Source organism: Streptomyces sp. NPDC107522, assembly GCF_055657525.1.
In genome coordinates, this window is record NZ_JBVKAU010000006.1 from 531859 (window position 1) to 546652 (window position 14794).

12 protein-coding genes and 1 tRNA gene are annotated in these 14794 nt (G+C 69.3%); 6 read left to right on the forward strand and 7 right to left on the reverse strand.

The features are described from left to right. Nucleotides 1–14: 14 nt before the first annotated feature. Nucleotides 15–257 (reverse strand): hypothetical protein, encoded by a 243-nt coding sequence (locus ACZ7L6_RS22735; RefSeq protein WP_471926629.1) that lies wholly within the window; start codon nucleotides 255–257, stop codon nucleotides 15–17. A gap of 581 nt (nucleotides 258–838) precedes the next feature. On the opposite strand from ACZ7L6_RS22735, the gene ACZ7L6_RS22740 reads away from it, so the two are divergent. Next, nucleotides 839–2218, forward strand: a complete 1380-nt coding sequence (locus tag ACZ7L6_RS22740; protein ID WP_471926631.1) for an NAD(P)/FAD-dependent oxidoreductase — start codon at nucleotides 839–841, stop codon at nucleotides 2216–2218. Between the two features lie 250 nt (nucleotides 2219–2468). Then, complete coding sequence (locus tag ACZ7L6_RS22745; RefSeq protein WP_471926633.1) at nucleotides 2469–3767, forward strand: class I SAM-dependent methyltransferase; 1299 nt, start codon at nucleotides 2469–2471, stop codon at nucleotides 3765–3767. A gap of 52 nt (nucleotides 3768–3819) precedes the next feature. Here ACZ7L6_RS22745 and ACZ7L6_RS22750 read toward each other — a convergent pair whose 3' ends face one another. Then, the gene (locus tag ACZ7L6_RS22750; protein WP_471926635.1) at nucleotides 3820–6354 is read right to left on the reverse strand and encodes an ABC transporter permease; all 2535 of its coding nucleotides are present in this window, start codon (nucleotides 6352–6354) and stop codon (nucleotides 3820–3822) included. Beyond that, nucleotides 6354–7124 (reverse strand): ABC transporter ATP-binding protein, encoded by a 771-nt coding sequence (locus ACZ7L6_RS22755; protein WP_471926637.1) that lies wholly within the window; start codon nucleotides 7122–7124, stop codon nucleotides 6354–6356. The genes ACZ7L6_RS22750 and ACZ7L6_RS22755 overlap by 1 nt, the downstream gene beginning before the upstream one ends. Nucleotides 7125–7517: 393 nt before the next feature. Here ACZ7L6_RS22755 and ACZ7L6_RS22760 point away from each other — a divergent pair. The 3 genes from ACZ7L6_RS22760 (at nucleotide 7518) to ACZ7L6_RS22770 (ending at nucleotide 10054) form a co-directional block, all read left to right on the forward strand. Continuing rightward, a tRNA-Leu gene (locus tag ACZ7L6_RS22760) sits at nucleotides 7518–7601 on the forward strand. Nucleotides 7602–7752: 151 nt separating this feature from the next. Next, the gene (locus tag ACZ7L6_RS22765) at nucleotides 7753–8928 is read left to right on the forward strand and encodes a 4-hydroxybenzoate 3-monooxygenase (protein ID WP_471926639.1); all 1176 of its coding nucleotides are present in this window, start codon (nucleotides 7753–7755) and stop codon (nucleotides 8926–8928) included. Between the two features lie 214 nt (nucleotides 8929–9142). Further along, the gene (locus ACZ7L6_RS22770) at nucleotides 9143–10054 is read left to right on the forward strand and encodes a Bax inhibitor-1/YccA family protein (RefSeq protein ID WP_471926641.1); all 912 of its coding nucleotides are present in this window, start codon (nucleotides 9143–9145) and stop codon (nucleotides 10052–10054) included. Nucleotides 10055–10129: 75 nt separating this feature from the next. Here the strand turns inward: ACZ7L6_RS22770 and ACZ7L6_RS22775 are convergent, their stop codons facing one another. Continuing rightward, nucleotides 10130–10360 carry a DUF4287 domain-containing protein gene (locus tag ACZ7L6_RS22775; protein WP_030049879.1) on the reverse strand — a complete coding sequence of 77 codons (231 nt, stop codon included), beginning with the start codon at nucleotides 10358–10360 and terminating at the stop codon, nucleotides 10130–10132. 94 nt (nucleotides 10361–10454) lie between these two features. Between ACZ7L6_RS22775 and ACZ7L6_RS22780 the strand changes: the two genes are divergently transcribed. Beyond that, complete coding sequence (locus tag ACZ7L6_RS22780; protein WP_471926643.1) at nucleotides 10455–10766, forward strand: hypothetical protein; 312 nt, start codon at nucleotides 10455–10457, stop codon at nucleotides 10764–10766. A 109-nt stretch (nucleotides 10767–10875) separates the two neighbouring features. Here ACZ7L6_RS22780 and ACZ7L6_RS22785 read toward each other — a convergent pair whose 3' ends face one another. From ACZ7L6_RS22785 to ACZ7L6_RS22795, 3 genes are all read right to left on the reverse strand, one after another. Further along, nucleotides 10876–11658 (reverse strand): hypothetical protein, encoded by a 783-nt coding sequence (locus tag ACZ7L6_RS22785; RefSeq protein ID WP_471926825.1) that lies wholly within the window; start codon nucleotides 11656–11658, stop codon nucleotides 10876–10878. Nucleotides 11659–11953: 295 nt separating this feature from the next. Beyond that, complete coding sequence (locus ACZ7L6_RS22790; protein ID WP_471926645.1) at nucleotides 11954–13174, reverse strand: acetyl-CoA C-acetyltransferase; 1221 nt, start codon at nucleotides 13172–13174, stop codon at nucleotides 11954–11956. Between the two features lie 509 nt (nucleotides 13175–13683). After that, nucleotides 13684–14709 carry an SGNH/GDSL hydrolase family protein gene (locus ACZ7L6_RS22795; RefSeq protein WP_471926647.1) on the reverse strand — a complete coding sequence of 342 codons (1026 nt, stop codon included), beginning with the start codon at nucleotides 14707–14709 and terminating at the stop codon, nucleotides 13684–13686. Nucleotides 14710–14794 lie beyond the last annotated feature (85 nt).

Genomic DNA, 14794 nt, shown 5'->3' on the forward strand with positions numbered 1-14794 from the left:
GTGCAGGTTGTCCGTCAGTTGCAGATGAGGACGAGTAGGCCTACGCACCCGTCGTCGCCACCGTGGTGGCCGTGGTGGCCGTGGTGGTGACCGTGTTCGTGGCCGCCGGCAGCCACGGACTTGGTGACGGGGGAAGCGGGTGCGGCGGCGGCGGTTGCGGCCGTCGCGGCCCCTGCTGCGAGAGCGATGCCGAGGGCAGCGCTGACCGACACTATTCGAGCGGTGGCCCGCTTGAGGGCCTTCTGTGGAGTGATCATGGCTGCACGCTATGCACACATCTGTCCATGCGCGCGCGGAATGTGGCTGACGGGTGACGCGGAATCTGGCCGACGGGTGAACGGTGATCCAGGTCGCCGCCGGAGGGTGGTTCGCGTCTCGTTTATTACTGGGCGGTAGCCGCCGGTTGAGCAGGTCGGCTAGCGTATGAGCGCTCCCCAGGGGGGCCTGCGAGCCCCTTTCTGAGCCTCGTGCGACCCCTTCGCGGCGCCCGTCGAAGAAAGTTCGTGAAGTTCTTCACAAGGAATTCGGCCCTGTAGAAGCGCGGATGCAGGCTGGTTGACCCTTCCGAGGGGTGAACAGGCCCTTGAACATGTTCAGACGGGCGGTGTAAGAGGGCTTCGGGGAGTCGTTCGCGGAAGGTGTTTCCGGTCGCTCACAGGGGGTCCGTAGAGCCAGAGAGGCAGCTCACGCGGCATTGACAACGGGTTGTGCCGGAGTCGGGTTCCCGATCGTGACCATGACCTGCGTCACGCGGGCCGGGGAGTGTAGCACAGGGCCTGCAAGAGCTTGTGAAGGGGCGCACGAGCGACCCCCCTGAGGCGGGTGGATACTCGATGGCATGAGCACCACGGAGCGTCCCAGGATCCTCGTAGTAGGCGGTGGGTACGTAGGCCTGTACGCAGCTCGGCGCATTCTCAAGAAGATGCGCTACGGCGAGGCGACCGTCACGGTCGTCGACCCCCGGTCGTACATGACCTACCAGCCCTTCCTCCCCGAAACCGCCGCCGGCAGCATCTCCCCGCGCCACGTCGTCGTCCCGCTGCGACGCGTGCTGCCCAAGGCGGAGGTCCTCACCGGCCGGGTCACCACCATCGACCAGGACCGCAAGGTCGCCACGATCGCCCCGCTGGTCGGCGAGGCGTACGAGCTGCCCTTCGACTACCTGGTGATCGCGCTCGGCGCGGTCTCCCGCACCTTCCCGATCCCCGGCCTCGCCGAGCAGGGCATCGGCATGAAGGGCATCGAGGAGGCCATCGGCCTGCGCAACCACGTGCTGGAGCAGCTGGACAAGGCCGACTCCACGACCGACGAGGAGATCCGCCGCAAGGCGCTCACCTTCGTCTTCATCGGCGGTGGCTTCGCGGGCGCGGAGACCATCGGCGAGGTCGAGGACATGGCCCGCGACGCGGCGAAGTACTACAACAACGTGTCCCGTGAGGACATGCGGTTCATCCTCGTCGACGCCGCTGACAAGATCCTGCCCGAGGTCGGCCCCAAGCTCGGCCAGTACGGCAAGGAGCACCTGGAGGCGCGCGGGGTCGAGGTCTACCTCTCCACCTCCATGGACTCCTGCGTCGACGGCCACGTCGTGCTGAAGAACGGGCTCGAGGTCGACTCCAACACGATCGTGTGGACCGCCGGCGTCAAGCCCAACCCGGCCCTCGGCCGCTTCGGTCTGCCCCTCGGCCCCCGTGGCCACGTCGACTGCGAGACCACGCTCCAGGTCAAGGGCACCGACTACATCTGGGCCGCGGGCGACAACGCCCAGGTCCCGGACCTCGTCGGCCGCAAGGCGGGCAACGAGAACGCCTGGTGCCCGCCGAACGCCCAGCACGCGCTGCGCCAGGCCCGCGTCCTCGGCGACAACGTGATCTCCGGCATGCGGGGCTTCCCGCAGAAGGACTACGAGCACGCCAACAAGGGTGCGGTGGCCGGTCTCGGCCTGCACAAGGGCGTGGCGATGATCGTCATGGGCAAGATGAAGATCAAGCTCAAGGGCCGTCTCGCCTGGTACATGCACCGTGGCTACCACGGCCTGGCGATGCCGACGTGGAACCGCAAGATCCGCGTCTTCGCCGACTGGACCCTCGGCATGTTCCTCAAGCGCGAGGTCGTGGCGCTGGGCGCCCTCGAGACTCCGCGCGAGGAGTTCTACGAGGCGGCCAAGCCGATGCCTGCGGCGCCCAAGCCGGAGAAGACCGAGGCGAAGGCCTCCTGACCTTCTCCGGTCGCTGAACTGACCGAAGGACCTTCCGCCATCCGTGGTGCGGGAGGTCCTTCGGCTTTCCCGGGCGCGGTGGTTGCTGTCCCTGGGGGCTGCGCCCCCAGACCCCCCTTCGGCCCAAAGGGCCTCGTCCTCAAACGCCGGACGGGCCAAAACAACGCGCATGGGGGACTGTTTCCGAGCCCCTCAGGTGTTTACGTGGTGTTGGACATTCCGGGATCTCCTCTCCACGGAGGTGTGCGCCATGGCCGACGCCGCGGTGCGACTGAAGGGTCTTCTCGAACAGGTGCTGGGAGCCCCGCTCCCGGTGCGCATCCGCGCCTGGGACGGTTCGCAGGCGGGGCCGCCGGGCGCGCCGACTCTCGTCGTACGGAACCGGCGTGCGGTGCGCCGGCTGCTGTGGAAGCCGGGTGAGCTGGGGCTCGCCCGGGCCTGGGTCGCCGGGGACCTCGACATCGAGGGGGATCTGTACGCGGCCCTCGATGTGCTCGCGGGACTGGTGTGGGAGCGGGGGGAGGACGCCCGCGGGCTGGTGGAGTCCCTGCGTGACCCCGAGGTGCGCGCCGGCGTCCGCGGGCTCGTCAAGCTCGGCGGACTTCCGCTGCCGCCCGCCCCGCCCCCGGAGGAGGTCCGCCGGCAGCGAGCCCATCTGCACACCAAGCGCACCGACAAGCGCGCCATCAGCCACCACTACGACGTCGGAAACGACTTCTACGAGATCGTCCTCGGGCCGTCCATGGTGTACTCCTGCGCCTACTGGCCGGCCCCGCCCCCGCACGGCACCCTCGAAGACGCCCAGCGCGACAAACTCGACCTCATCTGCCGCAAGCTGGCCCTCCGATCCGGCGTGCGGCTGCTCGACGTCGGCTGCGGCTGGGGTTCCATGGCCATCCACGCCGCCCGTGAGTACGGCGTGAACGTCGTCGGCATCACCCTCTCCCAGGAGCAGGCGGCCTACGCCCGCAAGCGCGTCGCCGACGAGGGGCTCACCGACAAGGTGGAGATCCGCGTACAGGACTACCGGGATGTCACCGACGGGCCGTACGAAGCCATCTCGTCCATCGGCATGGCCGAACACGTCGGCGCCGAGCGGTACCTGGAGTACTGCGATGTGCTGTACCGGCTCCTGAAGCCCGGGGGGCGGTTGCTCAACCACCAGATCGGGCGGCGGCCGCAGCGGGACGAATCCTCGTACGAGGTCGACGCGTTCATCGACTCCTACGTCTTCCCCGACGGCGAGCTCCAGCCCATCGGCACCACCGTCACCCAACTCGAACGCGCCGGCTTCGAGGTGCGCGACGTGGAGTCGATCCGTGAGCACTACGCCCTGACCCTGCGCCGCTGGGTCGCCAACCTGGAGGCCGACTGGGCCCGGGCCGTCAGGCTCACCAGCCCCGGCCGGGCCCGCGTCTGGCGGCTGTACATGGCCGCCTCCGCGCTCGCCTTCGAGCGCAACCGCATCGGGGTCAACCAGGTGCTGGCCGTCAGAACACCCGATTCCGGTGACTCGGGGATGCCGCTGCGGGCCCGTACCTGGGGCTGAAACGCCGAGGGCCCCGCTCCCTGCCGGGAACGGGGCCCATGAGCTCGTACGGCTATTCCGCCTTGATCGCGTTCAGCATGTTCAGCCTCGCGGCGTTGCGGGCCGGCCACATCGCGGCCAGGACGCCCACCAGTCCGGCCAGCACCAGGAAGATGCCGATCCGGTCCCAGGGCAGGACCAGCGCGTAGCCCGGGATCTGGTCCGCGATGGTCTCGCCGATCGCCCAGCCGAGGAACGAGCCGAGACCGATGCCGACGACCGCGCCGAACACCGAGATGACCACGGCCTCCAGCCGGACCATCCGCTTCACCCGGCGCCGGTCGAGACCGATCGCACGCAGCATGCCGATCTCCTGCTGCCGTTCGAAGACCGACATCGCGAGGGTGTTGACGACGCCCAGCACCGCGATGATCAGGGCCATCGCCAGCAGGCCGTACATGATGTTCAGCATGGTGTTGATGGCGCCGCCGAACTCGTTGCGGATGTCCTGCCGGTCCATGACCGTGATCGCGGGGTTGTCGCCCAGCGCGTCGATGAGGACCTTCTCGTTCGCCGAGGACTGGCCGCCGTCCACCTTCACGAAGATCTGCCGGATGGACGGCTTCGCCTCGTGCCGGTTCACGATCTCGGAGTCGATGAGGACGGGGGAGAGGAACTCGCTGTCCTTGTAGACGGCGCCGACGGTCAGCGTGGCCTTCTTCTCGTCGGCGAAGGTGACGGGGACGCTGTCGCCGGGCTTCCAGCCCTTGCTCTTCGCCGTCTTCTCGGCGACCGCGATCTCACCCTTGGCGAGCGAGTCGACGTTGCCGCTGACGACGTCGACGTTCAGGACCTGCTGGATGTCGCCCGGCGTGACCGCCGAGGCGGACACGTAGTCGTCGTCACCGGTCTGGAAGTAGACGTCCTGCTGCGGCGAGACCGCCGAGACGCCCTTGGCCTTCTCCAGCGCCGTCAGCGCGGACTGGTCGAGGTCGCCGCCGTTCGCCATCGAGACCATGTAGTCGGCCTTGATGTTGTCCGTGGTCATCTTGTCGATGGCCGTGCCGACGGTGATGCCGAGCACCGACAGGCCGGTCACCAGCGTCAGTCCGATCGCCAGCGCCGAGGCGGTGGCTCCGGTACGGCGCGGATTGCGGACCGCGTTCTGGCCGGCCAGCTTGCCGGACACCCCGAAGGGGCCGACGAGCAGCGGACGGACGAGCGCGATCACGGGCCGGGAGAGCAGCGGGATCAGGATGATCACGCCGACCAGCGCGAAGAACGCGCCCGCCCCGATGTACATCCGGCCGTCGTCGCCGCCGGCCGAGGCACCCGCGACGATCGCGGCCGAGCCGAGGGCGGTGATGGCCGCGCCGATGGAGTTGCGCACGACCAGCGACTTGGTGGTGGCCACCGCGTGGACGCTGTTCATGGCCGCCACCGGCGGGATCTTCGCGGCCCGTCGGCCGGGCAACCAGGCGGCGAGCATCGTGATCAGCACACCGACGCCGATCGCGGCGAGCACCGGCGTGGCGGAGACGATCAGCGGGCCACCCGGGATCTTCATCTCGAACGCGGCCATTCCGGACCGCAGACCGACCGCGAGACCGATACCGAGTACGAAGCCGATCAGGGAGGCGACCAGGCCCACCACCGCGGCCTCGGCGAGCACCGAGCGGGTGATCTGCTTGCGCGACGCACCGACGGCGCGCATCAGGGCGATCTCCTTGGTGCGCTGGGCGACCAGCATCGTGAAGGTGTTGGAGATCAGGAAGATCCCGACGAACAGCGCGATGCCCGCGAAGCCCAGCAGGACCTGCTTGAGATTGCCCAGACCCTGCTCGATCTGCTCGGCCTGCTCGTCCGCGAGCGCCTGGCCGGTCTGAGCGTCGGCGGCGTCCGGCAGCAGTGGCTTGACCGCGGCCAGGATCTTCGCGTCGTCCGCGCCGGGGGCGGCGGTGACGGTGACGCTCTCGAAGTAGCCCGGCTTGAGGTACTGCTTCTGGGCGACCGCGGTGTCGAAGAGGACGAGGCTGCCGCCGGCGTTCACGGCGCCGTCCTCGGTGGTGAACACACCGCTGAGGGTGTACTCCTTCACCGGGCCGTTGGTCGCGACCCGCACCCGGTCGCCGACCTGGTACTCGCCCTTGGCCGCGGACTCCTCGTCCAGGGCGATCTGATCGTCCTTCACCGGGCCGGAGCCGTCGGTGAACGTGTACGCGGTGTCCTTGCCGTCCTTGCCGGGGGCGAAGTTGGAGCCCTTGTTGGACCAGCCGACGCCGATCAGCTTCCCGTCGGGGTCGGCGACCCCGGCGAAGCCCTCGACGCGGCCGTACACGCCGGCGACGCCGTCCACGGCGGAGATCTTGTCGAGGGTCTTCCGGGAGAGGCCGGGCTCTTCCTCGGGGTTGTCCGGGTCGGCGTGCGAGGTGACGGCGACGGCGACGTCGTCGTAGCTCTTCGCCGACTGGTTGCGGAAGGCGTTGGAGAGGGTGTCGGCGAAGACCAGGGTGCCGGAGACGAACGCGACGCCGAGCATCACGGCGAGCACGGTCATCAACAGGCGGGCCTTGTGCGCGAGTACGTTGCGCAGGGCGGTGCGGAACATCAGCTGGTGCGGCCCTTCGCGTCGAACTGCTTCATGAAGTCGAGCACGTTGTCCGCGGTCGGCCGGTACATCTCGTCGACGATCCGGCCGTCGGCGAGGAAGACCACGCGGTCCGCGTACGCGGCGGCCACCGGGTCGTGGGTCACCATCACCACGGTCTGCCCCAACTCCCGTACGGAGTTGCGCAGGAAGCCCAGCACCTCGGCGCCGGAGCGGGAGTCGAGGTTTCCGGTGGGCTCGTCGCCGAAGATGATCTCGGGCTTGGAGGCGAGCGCGCGGGCGACGGCGACGCGCTGCTGCTGGCCGCCGGAGAGCTGGGCGGGACGGTGGCGGAGGCGATCGGCGAGGCCCACCATCCGGATGACCGAATCCAGCCACTGCTTGTCAGCCTTGCGGCCCGCGATGTCCATCGGGAGGGTGATGTTCTCCAGCGCGGTCAGCGTGGGCAGCAGGTTGAACGCCTGGAAGATGAAGCCGATCTTGTCCCGGCGCAACTTGGTGAGCTGCTTGTCCTTCAGGGAGCCCAACTCGGTGTCGCCGATGCGCACGGAACCGGAGGAGAAGGTGTCCAGCCCTGCCACGCAGTGCATCAGCGTGGACTTGCCGGAGCCGGAGGGGCCCATGATCGCGGTGAACTCGGCCTGCCGGAACTCGACGGAGACCCGGTCGAGGGCGACCACCTGGGTCTCGCCCTGTCCGTAGATCTTCGACAGATCCGTGGCACGCGCGGCCACGGCGGTGGCCCGGCCGGCGATGGATGCGGTGGTCACGAGAGGAACGCTCCTGAAGGACGACGACGTGTTCGAAGGACGTCATCCATCGTCCTGGCCGAGGGCCGCCGTGTAGTCAGTCGCTGTTCCGGTTCCGAAGGCAGACTGCGGATGGACCGGGCAGGCCCGAGTCATACCTGAGGATGACGGTGAACCCTGACGGGTGTTCACGTCGGGAACAGGTGGAGCGTCCTCGTTCGGACGGTGAAATTCCGTCATTCCGTATGCGCCGCCGACCGCCGCACGTAAGGCTATTGGCAAGTGCGGATGGCCCGTTCCATGGGCTGATGCACCCTCAGACGTCAATAAAATAAGACAACATCGGTCCGCCCGTCCGCTGTTCGGGGGAAGCATCCCGATAGGCTCGGAACCTCGATGCGGAGCCCATGGCCTGCCCAGATGGTGGAATGCAGACACGGCGAGCTTAAACCTCGCTGCCCCTTCGCGGGCGTGCCGGTTCAAGTCCGGCTCTGGGCACTTCCGATCTTCGTCCTCTCTTCAAGAGTTCACGCACAACCGTTGACAGCGGGGGTGCGTGGCCGGAGACTCACGTCAGGAAATGGTGAATAAAACTTCACCTGACGAACGAGTGCGGATGGGCGATCAGATGAACGAAGGGAAGCGACCGATGCGCACCGCCGTCGGCATCATCGGAGCGGGCCCCGCCGGCCTCCTCCTCGCCCGGTTGCTCCACAACGCCGGCATCGACTCGGTCGTCCTGGAGAGCCGCGACCGCGCCTACGTCGAGCACCGCCAGCGCGCCGGAATCCTGGAGCAGGGCACGGTGGACGTGCTGGGCGCGGCCGGTGCCGGGGAGCGCATGGACCGCGAGGGCCTGCGCCACGACGGCATAGAGCTCCGCTTCGACAGGAAGCGCCACCGCGTCGACTTCCCCGCCCTCACCGGCGGCCGGTCGGTGATGGTCTACGCCCAGACCGAGGTCTGCAAGGACCTCATCGCCCTCCAGCTCAAGGAGGGCGGCCCGCTGCTGTTCCAGGCGGAGGCACTCGCGGTGGAGGGCGCGGACACCGCCGGCCCGCGGATCCGCTTCCGGCACGAGGGCCGCGAGGACGTCCTGGAGTGCGACTACGTCGTCGGCTGCGACGGCTTCTGGGGCGTGTCCCGGGGAGCGATACCAGCCGAACTGACCCAGGTCTTCGAGCGGACGTACCCCTTCGGCTGGCTCGGCATCCTCGCCGACGTCGCCCCCTCGCACGACGAGCTGGTCTACGCCCGCCACGACCGCGGCTTCGCCCTGCTGTCCATGCGCTCCCCGTCCGTCTCCCGCCTCTACCTCCAGGTGCCCGAGGGCACGGACGCGGAGGAGTGGAGCGACGAGGCGATCTGGGACGAGCTGGAACGCCGCTTCGAGACCGCCGACGACTGGCGCCTGGAGCGCGGCCCCATCACCCAGAAGTCGGTCACGCCCATGCGGTCCTACGTCCACGAGCCCATGCGGTACGGCCGCCTCTTCCTCGCCGGCGACGCGGCGCACATCGTGCCGCCGACGGGCGCGAAGGGACTGAATCTGGCCGTCGGGGACGTCGTCACCTTCGCGCGGGCACTGACGTACGAAAAGGAGACCGGTTCGGCGGAGCTGCTCGACGCCTACTCCGAGACCTGTCTGCGCCGCGTCTGGCAGGCCGAGCGGTTCTCCTACGACATGACGACGCTGCTGCACCGCGCCCCCGACGCCACGCCCTTCGAGGACCGGATCCAGCTGGCGCGACTGGAGCGGCTCACGGGGTCGAGGGCGGCCGAGACCGACCTCGCCGAGGGCTACACCGGGTTCCCGTTCGGGTGACCGTAGGCGTGGCGTAAGGGTGTGATCTCCGACCGGTTCCGGCCACGTTCCAGGTTGGTCATGAATGAGCCCCTCCGTGGCCGGGAATCACCTGGCCGCGTAGCGTGTTGCGCAACACGACGAGGGAAAGATCCTCCCCAAGTACTAGGGTCAATCCTTTGCCAACCTATTACTCTTGAGCCAAGGCCGCGCACGGCGGCCATGGAGGAGTGAAATGAGGAGCAGCAACCCGGTCTTCTCGCGACGGGGGTTCAGCCGCGACAACGGCTACGCGGGCTTCAACACCGCGCCGCAGGCCGGGGGCGCCGCTGTCGGCACGCAGGGCAACCCGTACGCCCAGCCGCAGGCCGGCAACCCGTACGCGCAGAACCCTTACGCCCAGAACCCGTACGCCCAGCAGGACCTGCAGCACGGCGCACCGCCGCAGGCCCCGGCCACCACCGGCCGGATGACGATGGACGACGTCGTCCTGCGCACCGCCACGACGCTCGGCACGCTGATCGTCACGGCCGCGCTCGCGTGGTTCCTGCTGCCGGTCGACGCCGAGAACATCAACCGGTCCTACGGCATCGCCATCGGCGCCGGTCTGGTCGGCATGGTGCTGGCGCTCGTGCAGTCCTTCAAGCGCAAGGCCTCGCCGGCGCTCATCCTGTCGTACGCCGCGCTCGAGGGTGTCTTCCTCGGCGTCGTCTCCAGCGTCGTCGACGAGCACATCGCCAGCGGTGCGGCCATGCAGGCCGTGCTCGGCACGATGGCGGTCTTCACCGCCGTCCTGGTGGCGTACAAGGCGGGCTGGATCCGCGTCAACCGGCGGTTCTACGGCTTCGTGATGGCGGCCGCGCTCGGCTTCATCCTGCTGATGGCGGTCAACCTGCTGTTCGCCGTCTTCGGCGGCGGTGACGGCCTCGGCTTCCGCAGCGGCCCGCTCGGCATCGTCTTCGGTGTCGTCGGCATCCTGCTCGGCGCCGCGTTCCTCGCCCTGGACTTCAAGCAGGTCGAGGACGGCATCGCCTACGGTGCGCCGCGCGACGAGGCCTGGCTCGCGGCCTTCGGTCTCACGATGACGCTGGTGTGGATCTACATGGAGTTCCTGAGGCTCATCTCGATCCTCAACAGCAGCGACTGAACTCCCACGGTCGAAGCACCGTCGTAAGCGAAGGGCCCCGGGTGCATCCCGGGGCCCTTCGTCGTCTGTGCGCGCCTAGAGGAATTTGCGCGCCGCCCTCCTCAGGTCGTACTCGTGGACGATCGCCTTCGCGTGGCCGTACGCGAGGTCGTATTCGTGCCGAAGCCAGCTGACCTTCTCCTCGAAGCGGACGAGAGCCGGGCCTTCTTCTACGGTGCGGAGCCAGTCGGAGACTTCACGACCGGTGCAGTGGGGGATGCGGGCGAGCATATTGCGGTGGGTCTCCTCGGAGAGGACGTGGGACATCGGCGCCTCCGGACGCAAAGGGGATGTAAGCCGGTCCTTCAGGTCACCGTGCCTGAGCGTTCGCCCGTTGGCAACAGTCGCGTACGCTCACGGCGTGGTTGATACGACGCGTCTGACCCAAGCCGTAGATCACTTCGCCGACCGGTTGCGGGCGGCACCGCAAAGCCGGCTGCAAAGGGGTGCGGCGACGGAGGCCCTGCGCCTGGCCAGGGAGTTGGCTCGGTGGGCGCAAGTTCTGGAGGCGCCCGAGGTCGAGCCTCGGGAGATGCCTGATGCGGGGATGTTTGCCGCCGCTGATCAAGTCACCGTCGCCGTGCATGACCTGGCAATGGTGATTGAGACTGACGCCGACGTTTCTGATGCGGTTCGGCTGGTTGAGGAAGCGCAGAAGAGAGCGGGCGTGTGAGGCTCGTCGGCGACTGCGGGTTCGTGGGGGCTGGTCGCGCCCACGCGGCGGAGCCGCATATCGATCCAGCCCCGCGCCCCTTTGGGGCGTTCCATCCCGGCGCCGAGAGCTACAGGCTCGCTATGACCCTGTCGGCCAGGATGTAGACGCTCTCCTCACCGCACGCGAACGTCAGGGTGTACGCACCCGACACTCCCGAACCGCCCAGCAGTACCGGCGTCTCGCCCGCGCGCAGGGCCGCTGCCAGACGCTCCGCCGTCTCCCGGTGGCCCGGGGTCATGCACAGGGTGGTGCCGTCGGCGAAGACGTAGACGTCGAGCGTGCCGAGGGGGCCGGGTCGGACGTCGGTCAGTTCGGTGGCGGAGGCGGCAAGCTCCTCGAGGGCGGCCACCGTGCGCTCGTGGTCGTTCACGGCCGGTGAGGAGACCGGCACGAAGTCCGGGTGGGAGGGGTGACGGCGGCGGGCCGCGGCGAGCTCGGGGGACTCCCCGGCGAACTCGTCCGTGTCCGCGGTCGGCTCGGTCACCGGCTCCAGATGCTCCAGGCCCGCGAAATCGGCCTGCCGGGGCAGGAACAGCTCGCTGTCGGACAGACCCAGCAGCGTCGGCGCGTCGGAGGCGTCACGGGCCTCCTGGGCCGCCCAGAAGGCGCGCGCCTCGGCCAGCTCCCGCTCGCGTTCCTCGGCGAGCGCCTCGGCCACCGCGGCGCGTATCTCATCGGCGTCGGCGGAGAGGCGGGCCTGTGGGACGAGACCGCGGGCTGCGTCCGCGTTGCTCTGTGCCAGCTCGGTGTGCAGGGCCGCGACCTGTCGACGCAGCACCATGAGGGTGCGCAGGACGGCGACGCCCACGGCGCCGGTGGCGGCCGTGGTGAGCAGCAAGGCGATCGGCATGGCGCTCACTGACGTACTCCCGGTTCAAAGTCGACCCCCGACTTCCTACATCAGCTTGAAGGGCGGACTATCCAGCTGTCAGTGCGTAACGTCACGAAACGGACAGGTCTTTGGGCCTGGGGTTCGGTGGTGTAACGGCTCTGAGCTGCGCAAATCCCTCTGTGGAGGGAGATAGGTCACATCCTGGGGGAGATTGGATCACAAATCGGCCCAGAACCTTGGAGTTTCCCGGGTTCTGGGCCGAAGGCTCACGCAGGGTCGTGAGTTGACTACACAAGGGGACCGGTCGCTGTCGTCAGCTCAGGCGCTCGATGACCATCGCCATGCCCTGGCCGCCGCCGACGCACATCGTCTCCAGACCGAACTGCTTGTCGTGGAACTGGAGGGAGTTGATGAGCGTGCCGGTGATGCGGGCACCGGTCATGCCGAAGGGGTGGCCGACGGCGATGGCGCCGCCGTTGACGTTCAGCTTGTCGATGTCGATGCCCAGGTCGCGGTAGGAGGGGATCACCTGTGCGGCGAACGCCTCGTTGATCTCGACCAGGTCGATGTCGTCGATGGTCAGGCCGGCGCGGCGCAGCGCCTGCCGGCTCGCCTCGACCGGGCCGAGGCCCATGATCTCGGGGGAGAGGCCGGAGACGCCGGTCGACACGATGCGGGCGAGCGGGGTGAGGCCGAGCTCGCGGGCCTTGGTGTCGGACATGATGACGACCGCGGCGGCGCCGTCGTTGAGGGGGCAGCAGTTGGCGGCGGTGACGAGCCCGTCCGGGCGGAAGACCGGCTTCAGGCCCTGCACGCCCTCCAGGGTGACGCCGGCGCGGGGGCCGTCGTCCTTGCTGACGACCGTGCCGTCGGGGGTCGTGACCGGGGTGATCTCCCGCTCCCAGAAGCCGTTCTTGATGGCTTCCTCGGCGAGGTTCTGCGAGCGGACGCCGAACTCGTCCATGTCCTCGCGGGTGACGCCCTTCCAGCGGGCGAGGTTCTCGGCGGTCTGGCCCATCGCGATGTAGGCGTCGGGGACGAGGCCGTCCTCGCGCGGGTCGTGCCAGGTGGTGCCCTCCTGCTCGGCGACGGCCGCGGTGCGGGCCTCGGCCTCGGCGAAGAAGGGGTTGTGCGTGTCGGGCAGGCTGTCGGAGTTGCCCTTGGTGAAGCGGGAGACCATCTCCACGCCCGCCGAGATGAAGACGTCGCCCTCGCCGGCCTTGATGGCGTGCAGGGCCATGCGGCTGGTCTGCAGCGACGAGGAGCAGTAGCGGGTGATCGTGCAGCCGGGGAGGTGGTCCATCCCCATCTGTACGGCGACGATGCGGCCGAGGTTGTTGCCCTGCTCGCCGCCGGGGAGGCCACAGCCGAGCATCAGGTCGTCGATGTCCCTGGGGTCGAGCTCGGGGACCTTGGCGAGGGCGGCCTGGATGATCGTGGCGGTGAGGTCGTCCGGGCGCAGGTCCTTGAGGGAGCCCTTGAAGGCGCGGCCGATGGGGGAGCGGGCGGTCGAGACGATCACGGCTTCGGGCATCACGGCTCCATTGGCGTACGGGGATTTCAGCAGGGCTGTGGGGGAAGTTACCCGCACGTACGGGCCAGGTCACGGGTGTTGGTGTGTGACCCTGGCCGCAATTTTCTAAGCGCTTGCTTTCCTTGCCCGCCGCCCCTACCCGTCCCGTCCTCCAGGGGCCCCGCCCCTTCGACCCCGGTCCCTGGGGGCTGCCGCCCCCAGACCCCCGCTTCGGCCTTGAAGGGGCCTTGTCCTCAAACGCCGGACGGGCTGGATGATGTGGGCCGGCGCTGGGAAGTGAGCGCCGGTCCTGTGCGGCGGAGCCCCCTGCGGGTGGGTGGGGGTTGGGGATGGTCCGGGCTCGTCCTCGAACGCCGGACGGGCTGGTAGGTCAGCCCTCCGGCGTTTGAGGAGCGGGGGTCCAGAGGGCGGAGCCCCCTGGTGGGGTGGAAGGGGCGGAGCCCCTTCAGGATGGGACGGGTAGGGGCGGCAGGGGCGAAATCTCGCCGCGGTACTGGCGTCGCGCCCCTTCACGGCGACGGCGTCGCCGGGGCCCGGTCCGGCTCGGGGACCCTGCGGCGGCGGCGCCTCTTCAGCAGTGCCCACGGCCCCTTCGGTCCCGTCGGCATGGCGGCCGTGACTTCCGTGCCCGCCTCCGACGCGGCCTCGGCCGCCGCACGGGCCACCGGCAGGAAGCCCTCGCGCCGGGTGACGTCTGGGCGCTCCTCCTCCGCCGGCCACAGGCCGAGGGCCGCGCAGACCGTCGGGAGGACCGCCATCGCCGCCGTGGCGTAGCCCTCCGCCGAGGGGTGGTAGTTGTCGGGGCCGAAGAGCTCCCGTGGGTTCGCCGCGAACTCAGGGCCCAGCAGGTCGCCCAGCGACACCGTACGGCCGCCCTGTTCGACGACGCCGATCGTCTGGGCGGCCGCCAACTGGCGTGAGGCCCGTCGGGCCAGCCAGCGCAGGGGCTGCTGGACGGGCTCGATCGTGCCGAGGTCGGGGCAGGTGCCGACCACCACTTCCGCGCCGGCCGTGCGCAGACGCCGTACCGCAGCGGACAGGTGACGGACCGATCGCGTCGGCGGCATACGGTTCGTGACGTCGTTCGCGCCGATCATGATCACGCAGACGTCGGGCACGAGGGCCGGATCGGCGAGCACCAGGGCCACCTGGCGGTCCAGGTCGTCCGAGCGGGCCCCGGGCAGGGCGACGTTGCGCAGGACGACCGGGCGTTCCGCCACCGCCGCCAGGCCGGAGGCCAGCAGCGCACCCGGCGTCTGCCCCGCTCGGTGCACGCCCTGCCCCGCCGCCGTCGAGTCACCCAGCATCGTCAGGCGCAACGGCGCCGCACCGGGGGTGTCGTACGTGTGGCCGTAGCGGCCGTCCGCGTTCGGGACGTGGTTGTCGGTGCCGTTTCCCACGTGGCGCTTGGCGAGCTGGACCTCGGCCAGGAGCAGACCGACGGCCGCCGCCCCGGCCAGTCCGACCCCGCCTCCGCCGTACGCGGCGCCCGCCGCGATCCGCCGGGCCACCCTCGCCCTCGACATGCTCGTCATACGTCGCCGCCACCTCCTCATAGCCGAAATCAGCCGTACATCAACTGCTTGCCCGGCACGGACCGTGTCCCAATCCCAACGGCGA

Bases quoted from the DNA above. Each gene is read 5' to 3' on its own strand.
- ACZ7L6_RS22770 (WP_471926641.1), top strand. From the start codon at position 9,143: ATGAGGAGCAGCAACCCGGTCTTCTCGCGACGGGGGTTCAGCCGCGAC.
- ACZ7L6_RS22750 (WP_471926635.1), bottom strand. From the start codon at position 6,354: ATGTTCCGCACCGCCCTGCGCAACGTACTCGCGCACAAGGCCCGCCTG.
- ACZ7L6_RS22740 (WP_471926631.1), top strand. From the start codon at position 839: ATGAGCACCACGGAGCGTCCCAGGATCCTCGTAGTAGGCGGTGGGTAC.
- ACZ7L6_RS22765 (WP_471926639.1), top strand. From the start codon at position 7,753: ATGCGCACCGCCGTCGGCATCATCGGAGCGGGCCCCGCCGGCCTCCTC.
- ACZ7L6_RS22790 (WP_471926645.1), bottom strand. From the start codon at position 13,174: ATGCCCGAAGCCGTGATCGTCTCGACCGCCCGCTCCCCCATCGGCCGC.
- ACZ7L6_RS22785 (WP_471926825.1), bottom strand. From the start codon at position 11,658: ATGCCGATCGCCTTGCTGCTCACCACGGCCGCCACCGGCGCCGTGGGC.
- ACZ7L6_RS22795 (WP_471926647.1), bottom strand. From the start codon at position 14,709: ATGACGAGCATGTCGAGGGCGAGGGTGGCCCGGCGGATCGCGGCGGGC.
- ACZ7L6_RS22735 (WP_471926629.1), bottom strand. From the start codon at position 257: ATGATCACTCCACAGAAGGCCCTCAAGCGGGCCACCGCTCGAATAGTG.
- ACZ7L6_RS22745 (WP_471926633.1), top strand. From the start codon at position 2,469: ATGGCCGACGCCGCGGTGCGACTGAAGGGTCTTCTCGAACAGGTGCTG.
- ACZ7L6_RS22775 (WP_030049879.1), bottom strand. From the start codon at position 10,360: ATGTCCCACGTCCTCTCCGAGGAGACCCACCGCAATATGCTCGCCCGC.